General features: G+C 30.9%; 18 protein-coding genes and 4 pseudogenes. 7 read left to right on the top strand and 15 right to left on the bottom strand.

Annotated features, from left to right (window positions below):
• Positions 1–318: 318 nt before the first annotated feature.
• Positions 319–759 carry an NUDIX domain-containing protein gene (locus tag ACJQQZ_RS12230; protein ID WP_002476233.1) on the bottom strand — a complete coding sequence of 147 codons (441 nt, stop codon included), beginning with the start codon at positions 757–759 and terminating at the stop codon, positions 319–321.
• A 695-nt stretch (positions 760–1,454) separates the two neighbouring features.
• Here ACJQQZ_RS12230 and ACJQQZ_RS12235 point away from each other — a divergent pair.
• Positions 1,455–1,556: a type I toxin-antitoxin system Fst family toxin gene (locus ACJQQZ_RS12235; RefSeq protein WP_002497230.1), complete on the top strand. Its 102-nt coding sequence runs from the start codon at positions 1,455–1,457 to the stop codon at positions 1,554–1,556.
• A 277-nt stretch (positions 1,557–1,833) separates the two neighbouring features.
• Here the strand turns inward: ACJQQZ_RS12235 and ACJQQZ_RS12240 are convergent, their stop codons facing one another.
• The 5 genes from ACJQQZ_RS12240 to ACJQQZ_RS12260 all read right to left on the bottom strand — a co-directional run bounded on the left by ACJQQZ_RS12240 (position 1,834) and on the right by ACJQQZ_RS12260 (position 8,988).
• Complete coding sequence (locus tag ACJQQZ_RS12240) at positions 1,834–2,403, bottom strand: TetR/AcrR family transcriptional regulator (protein ID WP_002449929.1); 570 nt, start codon at positions 2,401–2,403, stop codon at positions 1,834–1,836.
• A 348-nt stretch (positions 2,404–2,751) separates the two neighbouring features.
• Positions 2,752–3,696: a glycine betaine ABC transporter substrate-binding protein gene (locus ACJQQZ_RS12245; RefSeq protein ID WP_002454675.1), complete on the bottom strand. Its 945-nt coding sequence runs from the start codon at positions 3,694–3,696 to the stop codon at positions 2,752–2,754.
• Between the two features lie 23 nt (positions 3,697–3,719).
• The gene (locus ACJQQZ_RS12250; protein ID WP_002476238.1) at positions 3,720–6,359 is read right to left on the bottom strand and encodes an MMPL family transporter; all 2,640 of its coding nucleotides are present in this window, start codon (positions 6,357–6,359) and stop codon (positions 3,720–3,722) included.
• A gap of 751 nt (positions 6,360–7,110) precedes the next feature.
• Positions 7,111–7,524 carry a universal stress protein gene (locus ACJQQZ_RS12255; protein ID WP_000282781.1) on the bottom strand — a complete coding sequence of 138 codons (414 nt, stop codon included), beginning with the start codon at positions 7,522–7,524 and terminating at the stop codon, positions 7,111–7,113.
• A gap of 12 nt (positions 7,525–7,536) precedes the next feature.
• Positions 7,537–8,988, bottom strand: a complete 1,452-nt coding sequence (locus ACJQQZ_RS12260; protein WP_002455808.1) for a SulP family inorganic anion transporter — start codon at positions 8,986–8,988, stop codon at positions 7,537–7,539.
• Positions 8,989–9,101: 113 nt separating this feature from the next.
• Here ACJQQZ_RS12260 and ACJQQZ_RS12265 point away from each other — a divergent pair, with 113 nt between their 5' ends.
• Complete coding sequence (locus ACJQQZ_RS12265) at positions 9,102–9,644, top strand: recombinase family protein (RefSeq protein WP_000873698.1); 543 nt, start codon at positions 9,102–9,104, stop codon at positions 9,642–9,644.
• Positions 9,645–10,109: 465 nt separating this feature from the next.
• Here the strand turns inward: ACJQQZ_RS12265 and ACJQQZ_RS12270 are convergent, their stop codons facing one another.
• From ACJQQZ_RS12270 to fabI, 3 genes and pseudogenes are all read right to left on the bottom strand, one after another.
• Positions 10,110–10,658, bottom strand: a complete 549-nt coding sequence (locus tag ACJQQZ_RS12270) for a recombinase family protein (RefSeq protein ID WP_001837446.1) — start codon at positions 10,656–10,658, stop codon at positions 10,110–10,112.
• A 183-nt stretch (positions 10,659–10,841) separates the two neighbouring features.
• A pseudogene (locus tag ACJQQZ_RS12275) lies at positions 10,842–11,144 on the bottom strand (transposase); the annotation flags it as partial.
• Positions 11,145–11,429: 285 nt separating this feature from the next.
• On the bottom strand, positions 11,430–12,200 hold the full coding sequence (fabI, locus tag ACJQQZ_RS12280; protein ID WP_000609031.1) for an enoyl-ACP reductase FabI: 771 nt from the start codon (positions 12,198–12,200) through the stop codon (positions 11,430–11,432).
• Positions 12,201–12,609: 409 nt separating this feature from the next.
• Here fabI and ACJQQZ_RS12285 point away from each other — a divergent pair, with 409 nt between their 5' ends.
• Entirely contained in the window at positions 12,610–13,170 is a 561-nt protein-coding gene (locus ACJQQZ_RS12285; protein ID WP_001077893.1) for a hypothetical protein, read from the top strand.
• Positions 13,171–13,233: 63 nt separating this feature from the next.
• Positions 13,234–13,368 (top strand): annotated as a pseudogene (locus tag ACJQQZ_RS12290) (HAD hydrolase family protein); the annotation flags it as partial.
• 116 nt (positions 13,369–13,484) lie between these two features.
• Here ACJQQZ_RS12290 and ACJQQZ_RS12295 read toward each other — a convergent pair.
• Positions 13,485–14,255 carry a DUF536 domain-containing protein gene (locus tag ACJQQZ_RS12295; RefSeq protein ID WP_002475971.1) on the bottom strand — a complete coding sequence of 257 codons (771 nt, stop codon included), beginning with the start codon at positions 14,253–14,255 and terminating at the stop codon, positions 13,485–13,487.
• A 441-nt stretch (positions 14,256–14,696) separates the two neighbouring features.
• Here ACJQQZ_RS12295 and ACJQQZ_RS12300 point away from each other — a divergent pair, with 441 nt between their 5' ends.
• Positions 14,697–15,632 (top strand): replication initiator protein A, encoded by a 936-nt coding sequence (locus ACJQQZ_RS12300; protein WP_002475970.1) that lies wholly within the window; start codon positions 14,697–14,699, stop codon positions 15,630–15,632.
• A 350-nt stretch (positions 15,633–15,982) separates the two neighbouring features.
• Here ACJQQZ_RS12300 and ACJQQZ_RS12305 read toward each other — a convergent pair whose 3' ends face one another.
• The 5 genes from ACJQQZ_RS12305 to ACJQQZ_RS12325 form a co-directional block, all read right to left on the bottom strand.
• Entirely contained in the window at positions 15,983–16,417 is a 435-nt protein-coding gene (locus ACJQQZ_RS12305; RefSeq protein WP_002475977.1) for a hypothetical protein, read from the bottom strand.
• 21 nt (positions 16,418–16,438) lie between these two features.
• The gene (locus ACJQQZ_RS12310) at positions 16,439–17,359 is read right to left on the bottom strand and encodes a hypothetical protein (RefSeq protein ID WP_002475975.1); all 921 of its coding nucleotides are present in this window, start codon (positions 17,357–17,359) and stop codon (positions 16,439–16,441) included.
• 21 nt (positions 17,360–17,380) lie between these two features.
• Positions 17,381–17,701: a hypothetical protein gene (locus ACJQQZ_RS12315; RefSeq protein ID WP_002475976.1), complete on the bottom strand. Its 321-nt coding sequence runs from the start codon at positions 17,699–17,701 to the stop codon at positions 17,381–17,383.
• Positions 17,702–17,716: 15 nt separating this feature from the next.
• Positions 17,717–18,196, bottom strand: a complete 480-nt coding sequence (locus ACJQQZ_RS12320) for an HTH domain-containing protein (protein WP_002475974.1) — start codon at positions 18,194–18,196, stop codon at positions 17,717–17,719.
• Positions 18,197–18,753: 557 nt separating this feature from the next.
• The gene (locus ACJQQZ_RS12325) at positions 18,754–18,918 is read right to left on the bottom strand and encodes a hypothetical protein (protein ID WP_002475972.1); all 165 of its coding nucleotides are present in this window, start codon (positions 18,916–18,918) and stop codon (positions 18,754–18,756) included.
• 905 nt (positions 18,919–19,823) lie between these two features.
• Here ACJQQZ_RS12325 and ACJQQZ_RS12330 point away from each other — a divergent pair.
• Together ACJQQZ_RS12330 and ACJQQZ_RS12335 are read left to right on the top strand one after the other, a co-directional pair.
• Positions 19,824–19,953, top strand: a pseudogene (locus tag ACJQQZ_RS12330) (nickase); the annotation flags it as partial.
• 73 nt (positions 19,954–20,026) lie between these two features.
• Positions 20,027–20,208: pseudogene (locus ACJQQZ_RS12335) on the top strand (IS6 family transposase); the annotation flags it as partial.

The raw sequence follows: 20,208 nt of genomic DNA on the forward strand, positions 1-20,208 counted from the left end.
AGAAGAACCCTTAACTAAACTTGTAGACGAATGTCGGCATAGCGTGAGCTATTAAGCCGACCATTCGACAAGTTTTGGGATTGTTAAGGGTTCCGAGGCTCAACGTCAATAAAGCAATTGGAATAAAGCAACTAATTTTGGTAATTTGATAAAAAAAGAAGGGGTATATTGAGTAAGTTTTTAAAATATTTAATTTCAGCTATTCTTTTCACAATTGGCACATTTATTTTAATTGGGTAATCGGAAAATAGTGTGGAATTTTTTATCTGAACCCCTCTTTTTACTAATCCCCCCGTTAACTTAACAAGGATTTACTTTTTAACGAATAAAAGCTAAGTCATCATTGGCAAGGGCGTCATTTAACCATTGAGGATGCATTTTCAATAAGTCTCTTGGTAAACTTTGTTGTTCAAAAAATTGAATTTCTTGTGACTCAGAAGAATTACATCGTAGTTCACCCCCAGTAATTTCAGCAAGAAAACAAGTTGTTATAAAATGCACTACTCTTCCATTTGGATAAGTAAAAACCTGAGAATCAGGCTCAGAGTACACACCTATAAGCTTTTTAATTCTAATATCTAAATTGGTTTCCTCTTTTATTTCTCTAATAGCTGCTTCAGAAACTGTTTCCCCTATTTCTATATGTCCTGAAGGAATACCCCAAAGTCCTACATCGGACCTTTTTTGCAACAAAACTTGGTTCTCCTCATTCAAAATAATAACTGCAACACCAGCTTTCAAATCATCGATCCTTTTCATACGATAAATACCTCCTAAATAATAAAAAAAGAGCCGAAGAGAAAGATTTCAACGCATAACAACTACGCTGAACCTTCCCCCTCGGACCTTTTATGTCAATAGGTGCCTTTTACATATTGTAAAAGATGTAGCCCTCGGTCACTGACCTACCTAGATAGCGGAACCCTAGCTACAGTTTTCTAGTTCATTTTTATGCTACCACAATTACTTAGAAAATAAAAGATACTCTTCAACTAGCCTGACCTTAGTTTAGCAAAAATCTACCAGCTATAATGTTTTTCCACACGATAATCCGAATACCCTTTTAATTTTTGTTTTTGATTACTTGAAGCTAACTCCCAATGATAGTGGTTTTCTTAGTAATTTAAGTAACTTAGAATTGTTTTCTTTTTTCAATACACCTGAATTTAATGGTCTTTTTGTTTTATGTTTATTTATTTCTGCTTTAATTCTTATTTTTGGTTTATTGAGTGGTTTTAAAAAAGAGAGTGGCTCCTAATTTTTACTCTCTTTTTTAATTTTTAGAAACGAGTTGAAAACGAGTTTCTTCTTGTCTTGATACTATAAAAATAAGCAAAGATATAACATAAAATGACTTATCGGAAGTTAGCTATTATCACATATTCAAAGATGATATAATATAAAAGTCGCCTATCTCTCAGGCGTCAATATAGACGTAGAGAGGAGGTGTAATTATGCTTGATAACTTTGTTCACATCATGACCACAGCAGCGAGTGGTTGTATCGTCGCATTATTTGCGCATTGGCTACGCAATCGCAACGATAAGAAAAAATAGGCGACTATAGTCACACCTAAAAATCCCCTCACTACTTCCGATAGTGAGGGGATTGGTGTATTATGCTTAATAACTTTGTTAAGTAGATTATAACACTGGTTAGTAGAGGAATGCAACAGAACCATATTTAATATGATTAATATAGGTATTTGGCCAATGGTCATTCTAGCATTATTAATCATAGCTAATAGTATTTTTATGGTTTACAAGACAGTAGACGTTAAAAAACGCAAATGACAAAAAAGCAATCTCACTCTTAATTTATGTGAGATTGCTTTTATTTATCATAATAATATAATGACGTTTCAAGCACATTATTTAATGTTACAAACACTTCTTCAACTGTATAGTTATAGTCATTTTCTACCCAACGTCGTAGTACTTCTATTACGCCACTACTGTAAAAATCAGCTACAATTTCAGGATGTTTACTTTCTCTAATCTTTTGCGCTAAGGGGCCACGCTTACGAGTTGAATTATTTAACATCATTTCGCGACCCACATTCGTTAAACTTCTAAATACATCTGCCTGTCGAGACGAAACTAATAGATGCTTAAAAATCTTTTTATTATTACAAATGTAATAAATAAAGTCTTCAAATGATTCAGAGGTTGTAATGTCTGCTGATGTGTCACCTTTAGCTATAATTTGTTGTGCAATAAAGTCAGGTAAAGTGTAGAGTAATTCATATTTATCTTGGAAGTATCTATAGAACGTACTGCGGTTGATTTCTGCAATATCACATATTTTTTGAACCGTGATTTCATCAAAATGATAATCATGTAAAAGTATAAACACTGTTTCATGAATATGTTTAATCATACGCTTTTGATTTGCTGACGGCATTATCTGATTCTCCTATTTATTTAATCTAGTCAGATAGCCTGACGTAATAAGAGTAATTTATCACAATAAAGTTGATTTTTCCAAACATAACAACTGATACTACGTTTAAATTTGTTTATAAAAAAAGAGTAAATAAGTTATTTGAAACGTTTAATACTATAAGAGCGATATAAAAAAGTAGGAGCGAAACTGAGTTTAGTTTCACTCCCTCGCAATATAGCTACGATTGAGAAGAGTTTGTCTTAAGCGCCTTCTCAACTTGGTTTGCTACTGTAAATTTGCATTATGAGTTTTAAATATGCTACACCAAACGAGCATATTCTTTATTTGTCTATCTTAACTTTGTAATTAGTTAGTCTCAATATCTTCTAACCATTCATCTACTTTATTATCATTATCATCCACATAGTCTTTAGCTACTTGTTCTGGATTTTTGTTATCAACAAAGATTTTTTTAGCTAATTTGTCTTCGTCAGATTTACTCCAATCATCTGCCATACGTGTTGCAATTGTGTATGCAGCTGGATGTGCCTCTTTAAAGTTTTTGTTAAATACTAAGTCAATATGTTGATTATTATTACCATAAATGTTGTCAGGATCTTTCAACATTTTAACGTCTAATTCTTTAGAGAACCAACTAGGTTCCATTGATGTGAAGACGATAGGTTCTTGTTGTTTAAAAGCAGATTGAATTTTCTTGAATTGGTCTTGGTCAGAACTTTCTTTCAAGCTATATTTATCCAAGTTGTCACTATCAAGTTCATCTTTAGTTTCTTGCATAACGCCATTACGTGCGTCTGTGCCTTGAATTGTCCAATCTACAGATTTTCCGAAGTCACTGTTTTTTAAGTCACTAATTGAGTCGACATCTTGCACGTACTTAGGTACGGCTAAACCTACTTTTGCGTTATCAATTAAATGTTTATCATCATAAATTGTTAATTTACTTTTGAACTTATCGTAGTAACTTTTATCAGTAGTAGGGAAGATACCTGATGCATGGAATGAATCAGAATTCTCTGATACAGCAGTATATAACGGGCCACTTGCTGTTACTGGTGTAGTTGTTACATCATAACCTGCTTTTTTCAATACTTCTGCTATAACTAGTGAACGTGGTGTTGAATTATCACTCGCGATATAAGGTATTTCGATTTCTTTATTACCAAGTGATGTTTGACTATCGTCTGATGAACCACTACCGCTACCACTATTACCACAAGCACTTAGCACTATAGCTAAGGCTAGTGTGGCTAGTAGTCCTAAGAATTTCGAACTACGTCGTTTTAACATAACGTGTTTCCTCCTTTTTAATATTAGTCTCTAAGTTCGTCATCATGACGATGTTGAGATGATCGGTTATATCTATCGTAAACACCTTTGTTGTTTTCACGAGCGTATAACATTAATGCTTTGAATAATACATCTTGATCAATATTGCTATCAGTTAATTCTTTGTATAAGTTTGTTGTTTTATCGAAATTTGAATCATGATAATCATCGTTTCTATCGTAATTGTCTTGATAGTGTCGATCATTATAATTACGCTCATCATGATGAGTATGGTCGCCATCTTGAGTATAAAGTGATTCATAGTCGATATCATCACGTTGATTATCATAATGATGTTGGCGATGATGCTGGTCATGATGATTATCTAAATGCACAGAACGGTTATAATCTTCGTCATTATAATTGCGATTGTGGTTACGTTTGTCATTTTGATAAACATAGTTATCTTTGTCTTGTCTAGCGTATTCATTATTTTTATCGTTGACATGACCTTTTTCAGAAGATGTGTCGTGATGATTATCTTCTTCTAAAGCTTTACCTTCAACGTCAATGTTTGGCAATACTGCACCTAACCATTTAGGAAGGTACCATGAAGCTTTACCAAAGAGTTTCGTCAATGCTGGAATTAATGTCATACGTACGACGAATGCGTCGAATAACACACCGAAACCTAATGCGATACCCATTGACTTAATTGCACTGTCATCTTGGAAGACGAATGCGATGAATACACTGAACATAATAAGTGCAGCAGCTACGATAACAGGTCCACTTTCTTTGATACCTACACGGATTGAATGATCATTGTCGCCAGTCTTACTGTATTCTTCATGTACACGTGTCATTAAGAAGAGCTCGTAGTCGATGGCAAGTCCGAATAACAATCCAATTGTGACTACTGGAAGGAATGCGAGTAATGGTCCTGTGTTTTCAATACCAAATAAGCTACCCATAAAGCCATGTTGAATGACTAATGTTGTGAAACCTAATGTAGCCATTAATGAAAGGATAAAGCCTAGTACTGCTTTTAATGGAACTAAGATTGAACGGAACACAATCATTAATAAGACGAATGCTAATACAACGATAACGCCTGCAAATACTGGAATAGCGTTGTTTAGTTTTTCTGACATATCGATGTTAATAACACTTTGTCCTGAAATTTCAGTGTCATAGTCATATTTTTCTTGCGCTTGGCTATGATAATCACGTAAATCATATACTAGATTTTCTGTTGACTGTGAGTTCGGTCCTTTTTCAGGAATGATTGTGAATAATGCGTAATTGTTGTTGTCAGTTAGTTGTGCTTTTGAAACTGTATCAACATTATCAATGTCTTCTACATCACTACGCATATTATTTAAGTCACGTTCGATAGTGCTTTTACTTCCACCATCTTTTGTATTTACTAACATGACAATTTGTCCGTTATAACCTTCGCCAAAATTATCTGAGATCAATTTATAAGCTTTGTATTCTGATGAGTCAGTTGGTTTTAAACTATCATCTGGAATACCTAAACGCATGCCACTGACTGGTATAGCAGCTAAAATTAAAATAATTAAACTTACAATAACAGCGATAACTGGCTTACCAACAATAAATTTTGCCCAAGGATGATCTTTAGGGTCTTTACTTTTAGATGGTTTATCTTTAATTTTAATACTTTTATGGAAGATACTGATTAGGGCAGGTAATAGTGTTAATGCTGCTAATACTGCAAATAACACACTAATCGATGAAGCAAATCCCATAACCGATAAGAAGTCGATTCCTACAAGTGATAAACCACAAACAGCAATCATAACTGTAAGACCAGCGAATATTACAGCACTACCTGCTGTACCCACTGCTGTTGCGATAGCTTCTACAGTATCGACACCTTTTTTCTTAAGTTCTTTAAATCTAAATAGAATAAAGAGTGAGTAGTCAATACCAACAGCTAAACCTATCATTACAGCTAGTGTAAGCGTGAAGTTTGGAATATCAAAGATATATGTTAATAATGCGATGATACCAACACTTGAACCTAAACCGATGATTGCACTAATAATTGGCATACCAGCTGCGATAAGTGAACCAAAGGTAATAAGTAAGATTACGAATGCTACGACGATACCGACAATTTCTGATGTACCACCAATTTCAGCATTCATAGAGCTACCTTGAGTTTTTTCAATTTGCACATTGTGGTTGTCAGTTACATCTTTTAATTCTTTGTCGATGATATGTTTAGAAGAATCTTTTAATCCAGTTTGTGGAACTACATAACTTACGTTAGCGATAGCGGTATCGCCTTCATCGTTAACTTGTCCACTGTCATATGGATTAGAGATATTTTGGATATAATCATCATTTTGTCTGATATTGTCTAAAGCATCTTCAATATCTTTCTTCGTATCTTTATTATTGAGTCCATCATTCTTATTAGAATGGAAGACTATTTTCATCGAGGCTTTCTCACTGTCCTGATGAAATTCTTTACTAATTTTATCGTTTGTGTCTAATGACTTAAGGCCGTTCATAGTGATGTCACTGTCAAACTTCGGTGAGTTTATCATTAATGGCGTGATAATGACACCTAGTATAACAAGCCATCCTATAACACTTAGCCATTTGTTCTTAGCTATAAATTTTCCTAGTTTGTATAATAGCTTTGCCAAGACATTTCCCCCTATTTCATTAATTTATATCGCTTAAAGTATGGGTAGTATGTTGATGATTTGTGAGCAATTACATTAAACCGATACCTCAAATTAAGCATATTTAAAATGTTACATTTGATAATGTAACAAGTTATACCCACGTTCGGGTACCATTAAAAGTTTTAAGTCGTTGGAAAATGCAACACTTTGGAAAAAATGTTGGTGAAAATAGTGTGTATTAAGGGAATATATAAGAAAACAGGTAACCTCGTGATGATGGTATACCTGAAAATAATTTGGTACGTAGACTTACGATGTAGTTAGTTCATTAAATAAAACAGGAGAAGTAATGCGTCTATTAAGACAAAAATTACGCCAGGAATATAAATTTTTGGTTCTGTTGCAAAGTTAAAAATCATGTAATATTTATACTAAAAAACGAAAAATAATTAATACTAACAAAACTCTTTAAATGTACTCCTTTTCTCATTTATTAGGTGAATATTTCTAATATAACAAGTAAAGTGACACAAAAAAGTAAAAAATATTTATCTATATGTCTACTTGTGGTACACTCTAATCACACATATAAGATTTTGTAATTATCACATTTATTACTTTACTGAATGAATTAGGATTATTTATATAATAAATATAAAGAGTCCAGAAACTTTATTTCTCGGACTCTCTTTTTTGTATATAGATATATATGTCAGTTTTGGTTTATAAAATTATTAAACTTCTTCTATAAAATATAGAAGAGTTTTAATTATTTAACAATAATTACAGGTATTTGAGAACGTTTAGCAACTTTATGACTTACACTACCAAGAACCATTTTTTGAAAACTGTTTAAGCCACGTGTACCTAAAATGATAGCTTGATATTCACCACTATTTGAAACTTCAACCACTTTATCTGTTGGAGTACCGTGAACAATTTTAATTTTGTAATTCACATTGTGTTCTGTAAATAAATCTTTAATAGATTGTAATTTACTTTCCCTTTTTTGAGTTAGATTAGTTCCTTGGTGATCATGTAAAACATCTGTTTTTGATTCTTCAATATCTACAACCGTAAGTATTGTGACAATTGTATAATCACCTATAAAATTTAGTAACTCTTGGGCTGCACGTATACTATTTTTTGAACCATCTGCTGCAAGCAAAATTGAATTATACATAAAAAACACTCCTTAATTTAAATGAGTTTCATTTAAATAACTTAGTTCTGAAATAATTTTTCGGCTATCTGCGTTTAATTTTTCAACATACACAATATTGTTTTTCTCTTCAAATTTCCTAACAATCGTATCAATGGCATTTACTGCTGAATCATCCCATAGGTGAGCGTGATCAAAATTCAACACTATGACACTATCTTCAATATTAAAATCAATTTTCTCCATCATAGAATCAATTGATACAAAGAATATCTGACCTTTAAAAGAAAAACGATGCTGCTTACCTAACTCTTTATAAATAACTTCAACTTTAGAAATTTTAGTCGCAAAGAATATAGCACTGAAAACAACACCTACAACTACACCGATAGCTAAGTTATGTGTTATTAATACAATAATAACCGTTAAAACCATAACGAATGCATCTGTTTTAGGTGCTTTTTTTATATACTTAAATGAATTCCAATCAACAGTCCCGATAGAAACCATAACCATTATCCCTGCAAGAATTGGCATCGGGATTTGAACGACTACACCACCGAGAACAATAATCATAAACATAAGTACAATACCTGCTGTAAATGTAGACAATCTACTATTTGCACCTGACTTAACATTGATTACTGATTGTCCAATCATGGCACAACCTCCCATACCGCCAAAGAAACCAGTAATAATATTAGCAATCCCTTGACCTCTTGATTCTTTGTTTTTACTACTGTGTGTATCAGTTGCATCATCTACAATTTTAGCTGTAAGTAGGCTTTCTACTAGACCCACAATAGCCATTGATAATGAATATGGGAAAATAATTTGAAGTGTTTCTAAATTAAAAGGAATGTTAGGGATTAAGAAATGAGGCAAAGTTTGCTTAATATTACCTAAATCACCTACAGTTCTTACGTCAGATCCTGTATACATATACAATGCTGTTAAAACAATTATAGCTATTAATGGGGCAGGTATAGCTTTATAAAATCTAGGAATAACATATACAATTAGTAAAGTTATAATAACGTATATATAAGTTGCTATAGATATATTAAAAATATGCTCTATTTGAGACATAAAAATCATAATACCCAATGCATTAACAAATCCAATCATAACTGGACGGGGAATAAATTTCATTAAACGACCGACTTTAAGTATTCCTAAAAGTAATTGTATTAACCCCATCAATATCGTAGCAGCAAAAAGATATTCAACACCATGTTCTTTAACTAAAGGTGTGACTAAAAGCGCCACAGCCCCGGTGGCGCCAGAAATCATTGCAGGTCTACCACCCACTATGGCAGTAACAGTAGCAATGATAAATGCTGCATACAATCCCACCATCGGATCCACACCAGCAATAATTGAAAACGCAATTGCTTCTGGTATTAATGCTAGTGCTACAACGATCCCAGCAAGTATATTCTTTCTAGGCTGATTGAACCATTCAGATTTTAATTTTTCAACCATCGCTTTCTCTCCTTTATATTAATTATACTGTAAAGTATAACATAAAAGTTTCATATGTATACCCCTTAATGAAACTATGTGTTATACTTTTTTATGTAAGGTGGTGTAATAAAATGAAATACGGCTACATTAGACCTGTAACAATAAATGACACTGTTACTGAACAAGCAAAGAAAATAGAAATATATACAAAAAATATTCTAAAAGAGACGCATGCTAATAATAAAAAAAGAAACGAACTAAATACATTATTAAATTCAAAATTAGTTTTTGGTGATACATTGTATATTACAGATTTGTGTATTATTGCAGATTCTACAAAACACTTAGTAGATATACTAGATTTACTTTCTGCCAAAGGAATTTCACTATATATAATTAATTTAAATAAAAATCTCATTGCAGATACCAATGAAAATTTTATAAAAACATTACATGAGATTACTGATTTTCAAAGCGACATTGTAAAATTTAGAACACGTATGGGGTTAGAGAATTATACAAGAGAAGGTAAACGTCTTGGTAGACCTAAACGTGATGATAAAAATTTAAGAGATGCTATAGAAATGTATATGAGTAAGAAATATACATTAGATGAGATAAAAGAAAAAACCAATATAAGTAGAGCCACATTATACAGACATTTAGATAAATAATACACTCCCCTTAGTTGTTAAATAAGGGGAATGTATATAGAGTATGAGTATTTTAATTATTATTTATATTAATAAAATAGAATACCTAAAATAATACCAATCAAAACAATAGCCCAAGAAGGAAGTTTAAAATACATTAATATTCTTTCCCATTTAAATAATTAGCTGTTTTAATCACTTCATCATAATTACGACATAAACGATTGCCTTAATAAAAATAGTGTGAGACTCAGACCAATAGTTACTTGTGTTTCTTTGTTGTTCGAAAAAAAATATAAGTGTAGATATATAATATAAAAAGAGAGTGTACAGAAAATAACTGTTTTCTGTACACTCTTTCTTCATAATCCAAAATCTATGAATATCAGTATATAATATGTTCAAAAACTCAACATAAAATCAATGTTCATAAAATGATTTAGATACACCTATAAGAGCCTTAAGTAATATATTTTTTCATAGAGTTTAATCTTTAAGCATCCTATATACTGTAGAACGACTTACCCCTGTTTGTTTCGCAATTTCTTCTCCTGTAAGTTTTTGCTCATCGTATAGAAACTTAATTTCTCTTTTCTTATGGTCAGGTAATGAAGGCCTCCCGCCTTTTCGCCCTCTTGCTCGTGCTGCTTCTAATCCTTTTTTCGTACGTTCACTTAATAAGTTAGCTTCAAGTTCAGCGAATGCACTCATCATAGTAAAGAACATCTTGCCCATCGCATCTTTCGTTGATACATTCATATCAATAATATGTAAATCAATGCTGTTTTCATCGAACCATTGGGATAACTCAATTAATTGTTTCGTTGTACGTCCAAGACGATCTAGTTTATAGATAACTAGAATATCTCCTTCCCGTAAATAATCCAAACACTTATCAAGTTCCGTTCTTTTCGTTTTGCGACCACTCGCTTTCTCGCTAAAGATACGTTCACAACCATATTCCTCAAGTGTATCAATCTGTCCATCAAGACTTTGATCTTGTGTTGATACACGTGCATAACCAATTTTAGCCATTTGAATACCACCTCTTTTAATCGTTTTATGAGTACTTACTAATGAAATCTAGTTCTCGATGCAAATAAACGCGTCTCTCATTGTCTAAAAACTCATGATTTTTGATATTTATGATACATTGATTATAACACAAGTTTATAGACTTAAATATCCAAGAAAAACCTCTTAATATTAAGTTAAGAGGTTTTGTGTCAAAAACGAAGGTTTTTGATTTTGTGATAGCCACATCATTCGGATGCTATCATTAAGCATTTTTTCTATTTTACGACCTGAGAATACAGATTGTGTGTAGGCATATAGAATCACTTTTAACATCATTTTAGGATGGTACGAAGTTGCACCACAGTGATGTCTGAATTCGTCGAATTCATTGTCATGAATTGTTTCAACAATATCATTTACATGTCGTGAAATATCATTTGTGGGGATAAGAACTGAAGTTTCCATTGGTAGAGTAAGTTGAGTCATGTTATAATTTTTATACATAAGGCACCTCGTTAATTTAGTTTAGTGATGTTTATTAAATTATACGAAAGTGCTTTATTTTTTTAAAGTATTACAATGTAAAATTACATATAAATACAAAGTATTTTGGCGAGACTCTTGAGGGAACAGGACAAGCTGAAGACTACAGGCTGAAGCTGTCCCCTAAGAAAGCGAGCCAACAATACGGAGTATTGTAAATAAAGAAGCCAGTAAATGAATTTGTTAAAACTCATTTACTGGCTATTTCTCTAGGGTTTATGTCCCAGACTCAATTGATTTAATTTATTATTTTATTGCGTGGAAACCACTATCTACATGGATATTCTCACCAGTTACGCCACTTGAGAAATCACTCAATAAGTAAGCAGCTGTTTTACCTACTTCTTCTTGATCCACATTTCGTCTTAATGGTGCACGTTCTTCAATTTCTTTAAGGATTGTGTTGCAACCACCAACACCTTTAGCACTTAACGTACGAATTGGACCAGCAGAAATAGCATTTACTCGAATGTTGTCCGGGCCTAAATCATAAGCTAAATATTTAACATTAGCTTCTAAACTTGCTTTAGCTACACCCATCACATTATAGTTTTGAACGGCAAATTCACCACCAAGGTATGTTGTTGCAACAATACTACCACCGTTTGGCATTATTTTCTTCGCTTCGTGCGCAACAATTGTTAATGAATATGAACTGATATCTTGCGCAAGTAAGAAACCTTCACGTGATGTTTCAGAGAAACGTCCACGTAAGTCTTCAATATTTGCAAATGCGATAGAGTGATATACGCCATCAATATTGCCTACTTCTTCGCCAATTTTAGCAAAACCATTTACTACATCTTCATCTTTTTGAACATCGATTTGATATAATTTTGGCTCTTCTTGGTTTAATTGTTCTAATAATTTTTCTAATTCTTTGCGGCTACGGTCTTTACGATAAGTGAAAACAAGTTTAGCCCCTAATTGATCTAATACCTTTGCAACGCCAAATCCGATACTACGTTTATTAGCAATACCCATAATTACGAAGGTTTTATTTTCAAGATTAATCATTCGAAATAACTCCTTAATCATCGTTTTTTATATCTTAATCTCACTGTACAAACAATGTAGACTAATCTAACGTTATTATTTTACCATTTTTGCTTCATAATTATAAAGCAATATTATTACCTGGTCATATAGGAAATAGGCTGGGACAAAATAAAATGTCTCAGCCTATTTTATCATTTTGTCAGAAGCTGACTGATTTGAAAATGCGCTTGAATCAAGCTTTTTTCAAACCTAGTCATCCTTGCCGGGGTAATACAACGAAATAAATTTTGAGAAAATATTATTTCTGTCCCACTCCCTTTTTATTATTAAGTAAAATTATAAAAGACAATTTCTTAAATTAATAATATGATATACCTATATCTAATAATTTATTAGTATTAATAAACCTTGAAAGGATGATTAACTGATGAATAGAGCAGATATTTTTAAAATATTTGATGTAGAACTTAATATAACTATATTTTTAGGAGCACTAGTAGCAACTTTCATCTATTTTATAAGTTACATGAACAATGTAAATGAATTAATTACATTATGCTTAACATTAGCTTTTCCTGCATATTTATTAAAAATTAGCAGATCGTTCGAGGTTATTTTATTAGAGGAAAAAATAAAAAATAGTAAAATCAAAATCTGTGACAAAGATAGAATTGAACGAGAGATACTGGTGAAAAAGAACCTAATAGATGAACTATTGTTTCCTAATAGAGTTATTAAAAAATATACACTGACAATTTTAATTTACAGTATAGGTATTATTATTCTTTTACTACTTTGTAATATGTTAAGTTATGGAATTGGTGAAAATGTCAATTTTATCTGGAGATTACTAGCTTGTTATGTAACGAGTGTCACAGTGATTATAGTTGCCTTGATTATAATGATAATGATATTTGATCTTATAATTGGATTACTATTAAATTTTCAAATATTTTTAAAAAATAAAAAGTATGATGACTTTTTATAATTATTCGATTTATATAATGAAAAATTAAATGATTAAACATAGAAACCTCAAAACAAACCATATTTAATAGAGTTTATGGCGCCTTATACAAATAAAGGCTATGCTGTTAAAGAATTATGTAGCTATCTTCAGATTAATATGGATGATGTTTATACTATTGGCGATAGAAAATTGATTTACCTATGTTTAATACCCTAGATAATTCTTCTGATAATTTAGTTTTTGTTAGAGTTTAACATAACTGATGATTATCAGAAGTCTCACTATATAAAAGGCACTAAAAGTTTATAACTTTTAGTGCCTAATTAATTATTTTAGCTACCAAACAAACGACTCCAAAACCCCTTTTTACGTGTTTCTTCTTCCCTATCCTCAGGCCCACTCTTGATTTCTTCAGATGGTTTATCATCTTTCGCTAATACTTCTTCGTTTGTACTGCCATCTCTTTTCTCTTCAGTTATATCCTTATGTTTTACTTCTGTTTCTATTGGTTGACTTTTCTTTTGTTGTTGGTAGGTATTTTGAGATTCTTCAGTAAAATTTGCTTCTTGCGGATAAACGTTTTGTCTATCATTAGTCGCTGTATCAAAAGAATAATTAAGCTGTCTTTCTTCTTCTAATTGGTTTTCTAGTTTTTGAATCTTTTTATTACTTTCTAATGCCAGAACTTGTTGATTCTCCAACAGTTTATTTAATGTATTAACATTGCTATTTTGTTGATCTAGTTGTTTAGTTAGATTATCAATATATTTTTCATCATTTTTAGCTCTAGTTTCAAAGATTTCTATTTGCTTTTCTAATTCATTTACTTTTGTTTTTAATGTCTCAGAACTATTTGAATTATTATATATATGCTTTCTAACTTCTGCAGTATTTTCATCAAACATTTCTTTTTTTACTGATTCTTTATTTTGCGTTGTACTTTCTTTCTTAGTGATTTTTTCTATAATTTTCAAACAATCATTATCATTAATATAATTAATTCCATTTTCTTTTTCAAAAGATATATTTAAGCTTTTAGCATTATTAACAATAGTTTGTTTAGTTACACCCAATTCATCAGCAACCATTTTAATAGTTTTCATAACGTCCCCCTTAGGTACCTAATTTAGTACCTAAATTTTACCACCTAACAAATATTTTTTCATCTTTAGCCCCTAAATTTACCACCTATTTTACTACCTAAATACCTAATTTGCTGCCTATTGGGCATTTTTAGTGCCTAATTAGATACCTAATTAATAAATTCTATTATTTTGAGGTTAAAATGTGCTTTAAACTACACTTAAAACGCTTTATATACGGCCTTAAAAGTGTTAATATTACTTTATGGATATTAAAAGAGTCGATGCTATTGGCGTAGCATCGACTCTCAGTAATAAAACGATTCGCATTCGTTTGTTTATATATTTTTTTGATACTTGTATTATATATATCTAATCATCTAAGTGCAAGCACAAAACATATAACTTACGTAAAATTGTTTTATTACCTCAATTCAAAAAAGTAGAAATGAGGTTTTTATTATGCCCAATTTTGAGAAATACAATTTATCACAAGTGAAAACTGAAAGGTTTTATCAACTTCCTAAATATTTATTTGAAGATACATATTTTAAGAAAATGTCAGCAGAAGCCAAAATTATGTATGCGTTATTAAAAGATCGTTTTGAATTATCCATCCAAAATGAATGGGTAGATAAAAATAATAACATTTACTTTATTTTCAGTAATAAACATTTGTGCGAATACTTAGGTTATGCAGAACAAAAAATCATAAAATTGAAAAAAGAGTTAGTAAGTTTTAATTTACTAACTCAAGAACGTGTTGGCCTTAATAAACCCAATAGATTGTATTTATTAAAACCCAATTATGATGTTGAAGGTAGTCATACCAAGGAACTTCCAAATTCACAGTTCCAGAACAATGAATTTGGAAGTTCTAGAACTATGAATTTAAATGCTCAAGAACTTCCAAATTCACAGTCTAATGATACTGAATTAAGTAATACTGATTATATAGAAACTGAGAATAATGATACGCATGATATGAATGATAAGAAATTAACATATCATAATAATCAAACACATCATTCGAATCACTACAATTCAAACTTTAATGATGAAGCTTTAAAATTTCAACTACTCAATGAATTACCGCAAAGTATTCAAATCTATTTAAACAACTTTTCTATAACTGAAATTAAAATTATCAAGTCCGTATTATTAAAAGCAAAAAAATCATTTAACAACGATTACGACACAATTTATCGTTTAGAAGATATTGAATTTGAAATCGTCAGTGTCTTAAAACGGTTTAAAGCTATGCTCATTCAAAAAAATGAAAACGTTGAGGCAATGCAAGGGTACTTAATGAAATCTGTTAAAACTGAATTAGAAGAAACTCATGCCTTATATATGCGTAGACAACATAGACCTCAAAATAATCTATTTAATTATTAATTAAAATACGCTTTATGATTAAAAAATTGATTACTGTTGAAGCCATATAAATAAAATGCTTCGTCGAATATCAGTATAGTATAAGCTATGAAATCGACACGGCGACAGTTTGTAGATTTTTAAGACATAATAAAAAGGAACCTAAGAAGGTTCCTTGACATTTTCATAATCATACCTTTCAAAGCCAAACCATTCAAATAACTCAATTGTAGCTGTGGTTGAAAAGCTTTTTTAAGTCTCTGTTCAATATGTCTATGCATTGTATCAATCTTCTTTAATTGTAAAAATTATAGACAAATACAAAAACCCCATGTAAACAATTAAGATTGAGCTATGATTATAGTTATCTATTATTTTGTAGGTCGAGAAGCAATGATTACATTAATCAGTGCAGTTATTAAATAAATCATGAGTGTGAATACCGCAATAATTCTGATATCAATGACGAAGGCTAAAAATGTGATGACAAAAGCAACACCACATATTTTAGGACAGATACTGTTGCTATTTAGATTATTAAATCGGCGTTGTGTTAAGGCAGTTTGTGCAATGCCCATGATAAACGGGATTAACATCAATATGATTTTGGTGAATACACTAAAGTCTTCTAATAAACCAAAATTATCATACGATATTGTTACAAAAGTGTATTCAAGTATTAAAATCAATGTATTGATAATGGTTGGTATCCAAAAACCTTGTCGACTGGTTTCTCCTTTGTAATTAAATGTATTAACCCAAAAGTCGATATAACGATTAACAATGTGGTATTGTTTGGTTTCCATGTAAAATCTCCTTATTAATATTTATAAATTGTCGAATGAATGCTCTTTTTGATCTTTCTCTTGTTTGCCATCATCAGTATTTTGATAATCTATGATATGATCTGCATCTTTGCTTTTATCTTTTATAATTTTGGTATCTTTAGGCACTACAAATAAAGTTAATTCTAAAATATTTTGATTTGCGACGCTCTTATTTGAACCATCAGCGTTCTCATAGTTCCCATCTGTCTTCGCAAAACCTGCTAACGTTTTCCCTTTATATTTAAATGGGTCAATGTCGATATATTTTGTTTTTGGGAAATTGTTGGCTAAGTCCTCATCACTGATTTTATTATGATCCGAAATCCAATTTGTTTTTTCTTCACCAATATCGCCACTCATATCCATTTCTCTTTGGAAATCTGCGAGTTGAACTTCTTCTTTCATTGACTTATATTTTTTCGTGTATAGAATCGTTTTTAATTGAGAGGGCTGATAATTAATTTTCACTTTGTTTTGTACATCATTAACACCATGATTCATTTCATATTCTGTTAATTTTGTTAGTTTACGATTAACATCTGAAACAGGGGTATTAATTAATTGATTAAAGGTGACGTTATTGTTAATTTTGTCACTATAATTGTATCCTTTCCCGTCTTTGATATAGCCAATATTTGAAATTTGAAATTTTTTTAAGTGCTCTTTAGGTGCTTTGATGAGGTCCTTATTTGATACTTCACTATCAGTTACACCTTTTTTAAGTGTGATGACTAATTTAGCTTTATGATCATTTAAAAATTGATGTAAATACAACTTATGTTTTGCATGATGATCATGTTTTTGGGGTTGCTTCGTTGTATTGGTTTGATGTTCTTTATTTGCTTCATGATGGTTATCTTTAGTATTGCAAGCTGTTAATAGTAGTGTTATACCTAACAAACCAACGATTAATTTTTTCATCTTTTAACAGTCCTTTATTGTTTATTTTACTTTTTTAAATTGTTCTCCTTTATCTTGAGTTTCTCCAGGTTCTTCAATGATTGATAATGTATCGCCATTGACTTTGGCATAACCATTTTCTCCGACAAAATTGATTTTTGATAAATCTTTATGGTTTTCATCATCTTTGATGGATCCTTCTGCAGTTGTTCCTTTGATATTAACTTTAAATTTCTCCCCTTTAATTGTGATGGTCTCTCCATGATCATTTTGCCATTTACCTTGCGCTTGTTTAGTCGGACCACTTGAACAAGCTGTTCCTATAACAAGTAATATTGATAGTAAGATTAAGATTTTTTTCATTTTATTAAACTCCTTTTAAATTGTATTTAAAATATAGTTCGTTTGTAATTGAGATAGTTCTTGGCTGAAGTCTTTAACTAATGTTTCAGGTGAAATCAGACGTAGAGATTTTCGATACATAAAACAGATATTAATGGCATCAGTTTTAGGGATAGCTAGCATAACTTTGAGAGTCTGTCTGTTTTTCTGAACGATATAAGTTTCATATTGCTTGTTTATTTGACGATATACTTGATATGTCATTTCAAATGTAGCATGCGTTTGTATGTGATCATCATCGAGTACACTTTGATGTGCAATGTAATAGTTACATGTCGTTTTCTCATATAAAACGGTTTGCTTTTGTTCGTTTAAGAATGACTTAATATCTTGGATATCTCGTTGTATTGTACGTATGTTTGTATTGAAAAACTGAGCCATATGTTTTACGTTGACATGATGATTTGATAATAATCTTTTGTAAATATAAAGAATTCTTTTTGTTTTGTATCCCACTGTATTGTGCCCTCCCCAAACACATTATATGGAAGCCATTTGTAGAAAAATGTCGTTTGTTTGATTGAGTGTTTTTAGATTTAATTATTGTGAAAACAGTTATACATTTATGTTTTTTTTGTGTATTAAAAAAGAAGAACCACTGACAAAAAGTGTCGGTAATTCTTCTATAAGTGTGTGTGATAAAAGTATCGGTTTTGTTTCAAAGTAATGGTTATAATTCAAAAAATATCGGTGCACTTTATTCTGTTTTTGTAAGCATCATCTTCTCCAATTGAAGATTAATGATTTAATTAAAATAACAATTTATAGTGATTTTCATGTATTTATACCATCTAAAAAGTATACAGAGGTGTTCTAAAAATGAGATATGAGTGTAAATAAACTTCATTTTTTAAGTTGAAATGGGTAAGATACATGTCAATGATCGTGTTTAAAATGAATAATATTTTTGTTCCACTTTAAAAATAATAGCCATAATAAAAACTGTAATTCACGTAGTGATAAGATCATTCTTCTGGAGCTTTGTCGACCAGTATTAATTCACAATTGAGTGGCTATTCGTATTTGAGAGTGGTATATAGGTAATTAAAAACACGTTGAAATCGTTGTGTTTTACCTGGTTCATCTGTCCCCTTATTAATACGATGATACATGTGCATGACATCATCTTTTGTGTAATTAATGTCAGCTAACAATTCATTAAATAGGCGATAAAACATAGTATTTCCTCCTTTATTATTAGTCATATTTTGACCTAAGAAACAATTTCCAATTGTTTCTATTGCTTTTGAACTTGCATCTGTTTTATCTTAATGCGAAGAGGAAAATGAACATTGATTGATGCAATAAAAAAAGAAATTTAATGCTTTTTTGAAGTAATGATATGTTAGTAATGGGAAAAAATGATGTTCTTATTTTGACAATATTAATTAAAAAAAGGTGTATTAATTGTGTGTGTTTTACAGGACCTAAAACTATTTATTTCAGATTCTTACAGGATCTGAAAGTAGTTCAACCACTGATGTGATAATCTTTAATAGAATCTGAGCTATTTTTTTACGATGCCACTTTAACGACTTAAATTGGTAAAATCATTTTAACGTGATAATGTCATTTTGGAATTTATTCAAACCGTTGTACTACAACGGTTTGAGATTCAACGCAGTTGGAGCAAACGAACGAAGTGAGTGATAAGAAACCTTCCAGCTATGCTGGATAACACGAAGTGGTATTGGGATTCCTTATGCTCTTTACTGAGAATCTAATTTCAGATTCTAAAGGTGAGATATGGTGGGAAGATAAACGAGTGAATAGCGAGGTTTTATGCCTCATCACATGCTATGATATGTGATGAAAGAAACATAGGAATACCAATTTTCATGACGCCTTAGACGTCCGAAATGTTAAAGAAACGATAAGAAAAACGAACGAATAGAGGATATTTTTGCATCGTGAATTAACTTGTTTTCAAAATGATTTAATTTTAAAAAGATCATTAAAGATGTTTTAAAATGGTCTAAAGTTATTCAAAGAATGATTTTATTTATCGTTTATAAATGTGAAATCAAGTAAGTATAAATTTAAGAGTTTTTAAGAAAAAAGTAACATTCAAATGATAAGAAATATGCTTTTAGGCTACTTTATGTTGAGAGTGACTCACATTAATCGAGCAACAAAAAAATATTGTTGCGTCAGCGTCTTATCGTTCTGATGAAGCATTATATAGCGAACGTACAGATGAAAAAAGCAATTTTATAGTTAGAGATAAAAAGGTTCTGTTGCAAAGTTGAATTTATAGTATGATTTTAACAAAAAGGAGTCTTCTGTATGAACTATTTCAGATATAAACAATTTAACAAGGATGTTATCACTGTAGCCGTTAGCTACTATCTAAGATATGCATTGAGTTATCGTGATATATCTGAAATATTAAGGGAACGTGGTGTAAACGTTCATCATTCAACGGTCTACCGTTGGGTTCAAGAATATGCCCCAATTTTATATCAAAT

Source organism: Staphylococcus sp. KUGN1 (genome assembly GCF_045984185.1).
GTDB lineage: Bacteria > Bacillota > Bacilli > Staphylococcales > Staphylococcaceae > Staphylococcus > Staphylococcus warneri_A.

Coding starts and splice junctions, on each gene's coding strand:
- ACJQQZ_RS12295 (WP_002475971.1), bottom strand. CDS start 14,255: ATGAAAACTATTAAAATGGTTGCTGATGAATTGGGTGTAACTAAACAA.
- ACJQQZ_RS12265 (WP_000873698.1), top strand. CDS start 9,102: ATGAAATACGGCTACATTAGACCTGTAACAATAAATGACACTGTTACT.
- ACJQQZ_RS12270 (WP_001837446.1), bottom strand. CDS start 10,658: ATGGCTAAAATTGGTTATGCACGTGTATCAACACAAGATCAAAGTCTT.
- ACJQQZ_RS12255 (WP_000282781.1), bottom strand. CDS start 7,524: ATGTATAATTCAATTTTGCTTGCAGCAGATGGTTCAAAAAATAGTATA.
- ACJQQZ_RS12240 (WP_002449929.1), bottom strand. CDS start 2,403: ATGCCGTCAGCAAATCAAAAGCGTATGATTAAACATATTCATGAAACA.
- ACJQQZ_RS12235 (WP_002497230.1), top strand. CDS start 1,455: ATGCTTGATAACTTTGTTCACATCATGACCACAGCAGCGAGTGGTTGT.
- ACJQQZ_RS12230 (WP_002476233.1), bottom strand. CDS start 759: ATGAAAAGGATCGATGATTTGAAAGCTGGTGTTGCAGTTATTATTTTG.
- ACJQQZ_RS12310 (WP_002475975.1), bottom strand. CDS start 17,359: ATGAAAAAATTAATCGTTGGTTTGTTAGGTATAACACTACTATTAACA.
- ACJQQZ_RS12305 (WP_002475977.1), bottom strand. CDS start 16,417: ATGGAAACCAAACAATACCACATTGTTAATCGTTATATCGACTTTTGG.
- ACJQQZ_RS12300 (WP_002475970.1), top strand. CDS start 14,697: ATGCCCAATTTTGAGAAATACAATTTATCACAAGTGAAAACTGAAAGG.
- ACJQQZ_RS12260 (WP_002455808.1), bottom strand. CDS start 8,988: ATGGTTGAAAAATTAAAATCTGAATGGTTCAATCAGCCTAGAAAGAAT.
- ACJQQZ_RS12285 (WP_001077893.1), top strand. CDS start 12,610: ATGAATAGAGCAGATATTTTTAAAATATTTGATGTAGAACTTAATATA.
- ACJQQZ_RS12325 (WP_002475972.1), bottom strand. CDS start 18,918: ATGTTTTATCGCCTATTTAATGAATTGTTAGCTGACATTAATTACACA.
- ACJQQZ_RS12245 (WP_002454675.1), bottom strand. CDS start 3,696: ATGTTAAAACGACGTAGTTCGAAATTCTTAGGACTACTAGCCACACTA.
- ACJQQZ_RS12315 (WP_002475976.1), bottom strand. CDS start 17,701: ATGAAAAAAATCTTAATCTTACTATCAATATTACTTGTTATAGGAACA.
- fabI (WP_000609031.1), bottom strand. CDS start 12,200: ATGATTAATCTTGAAAATAAAACCTTCGTAATTATGGGTATTGCTAAT.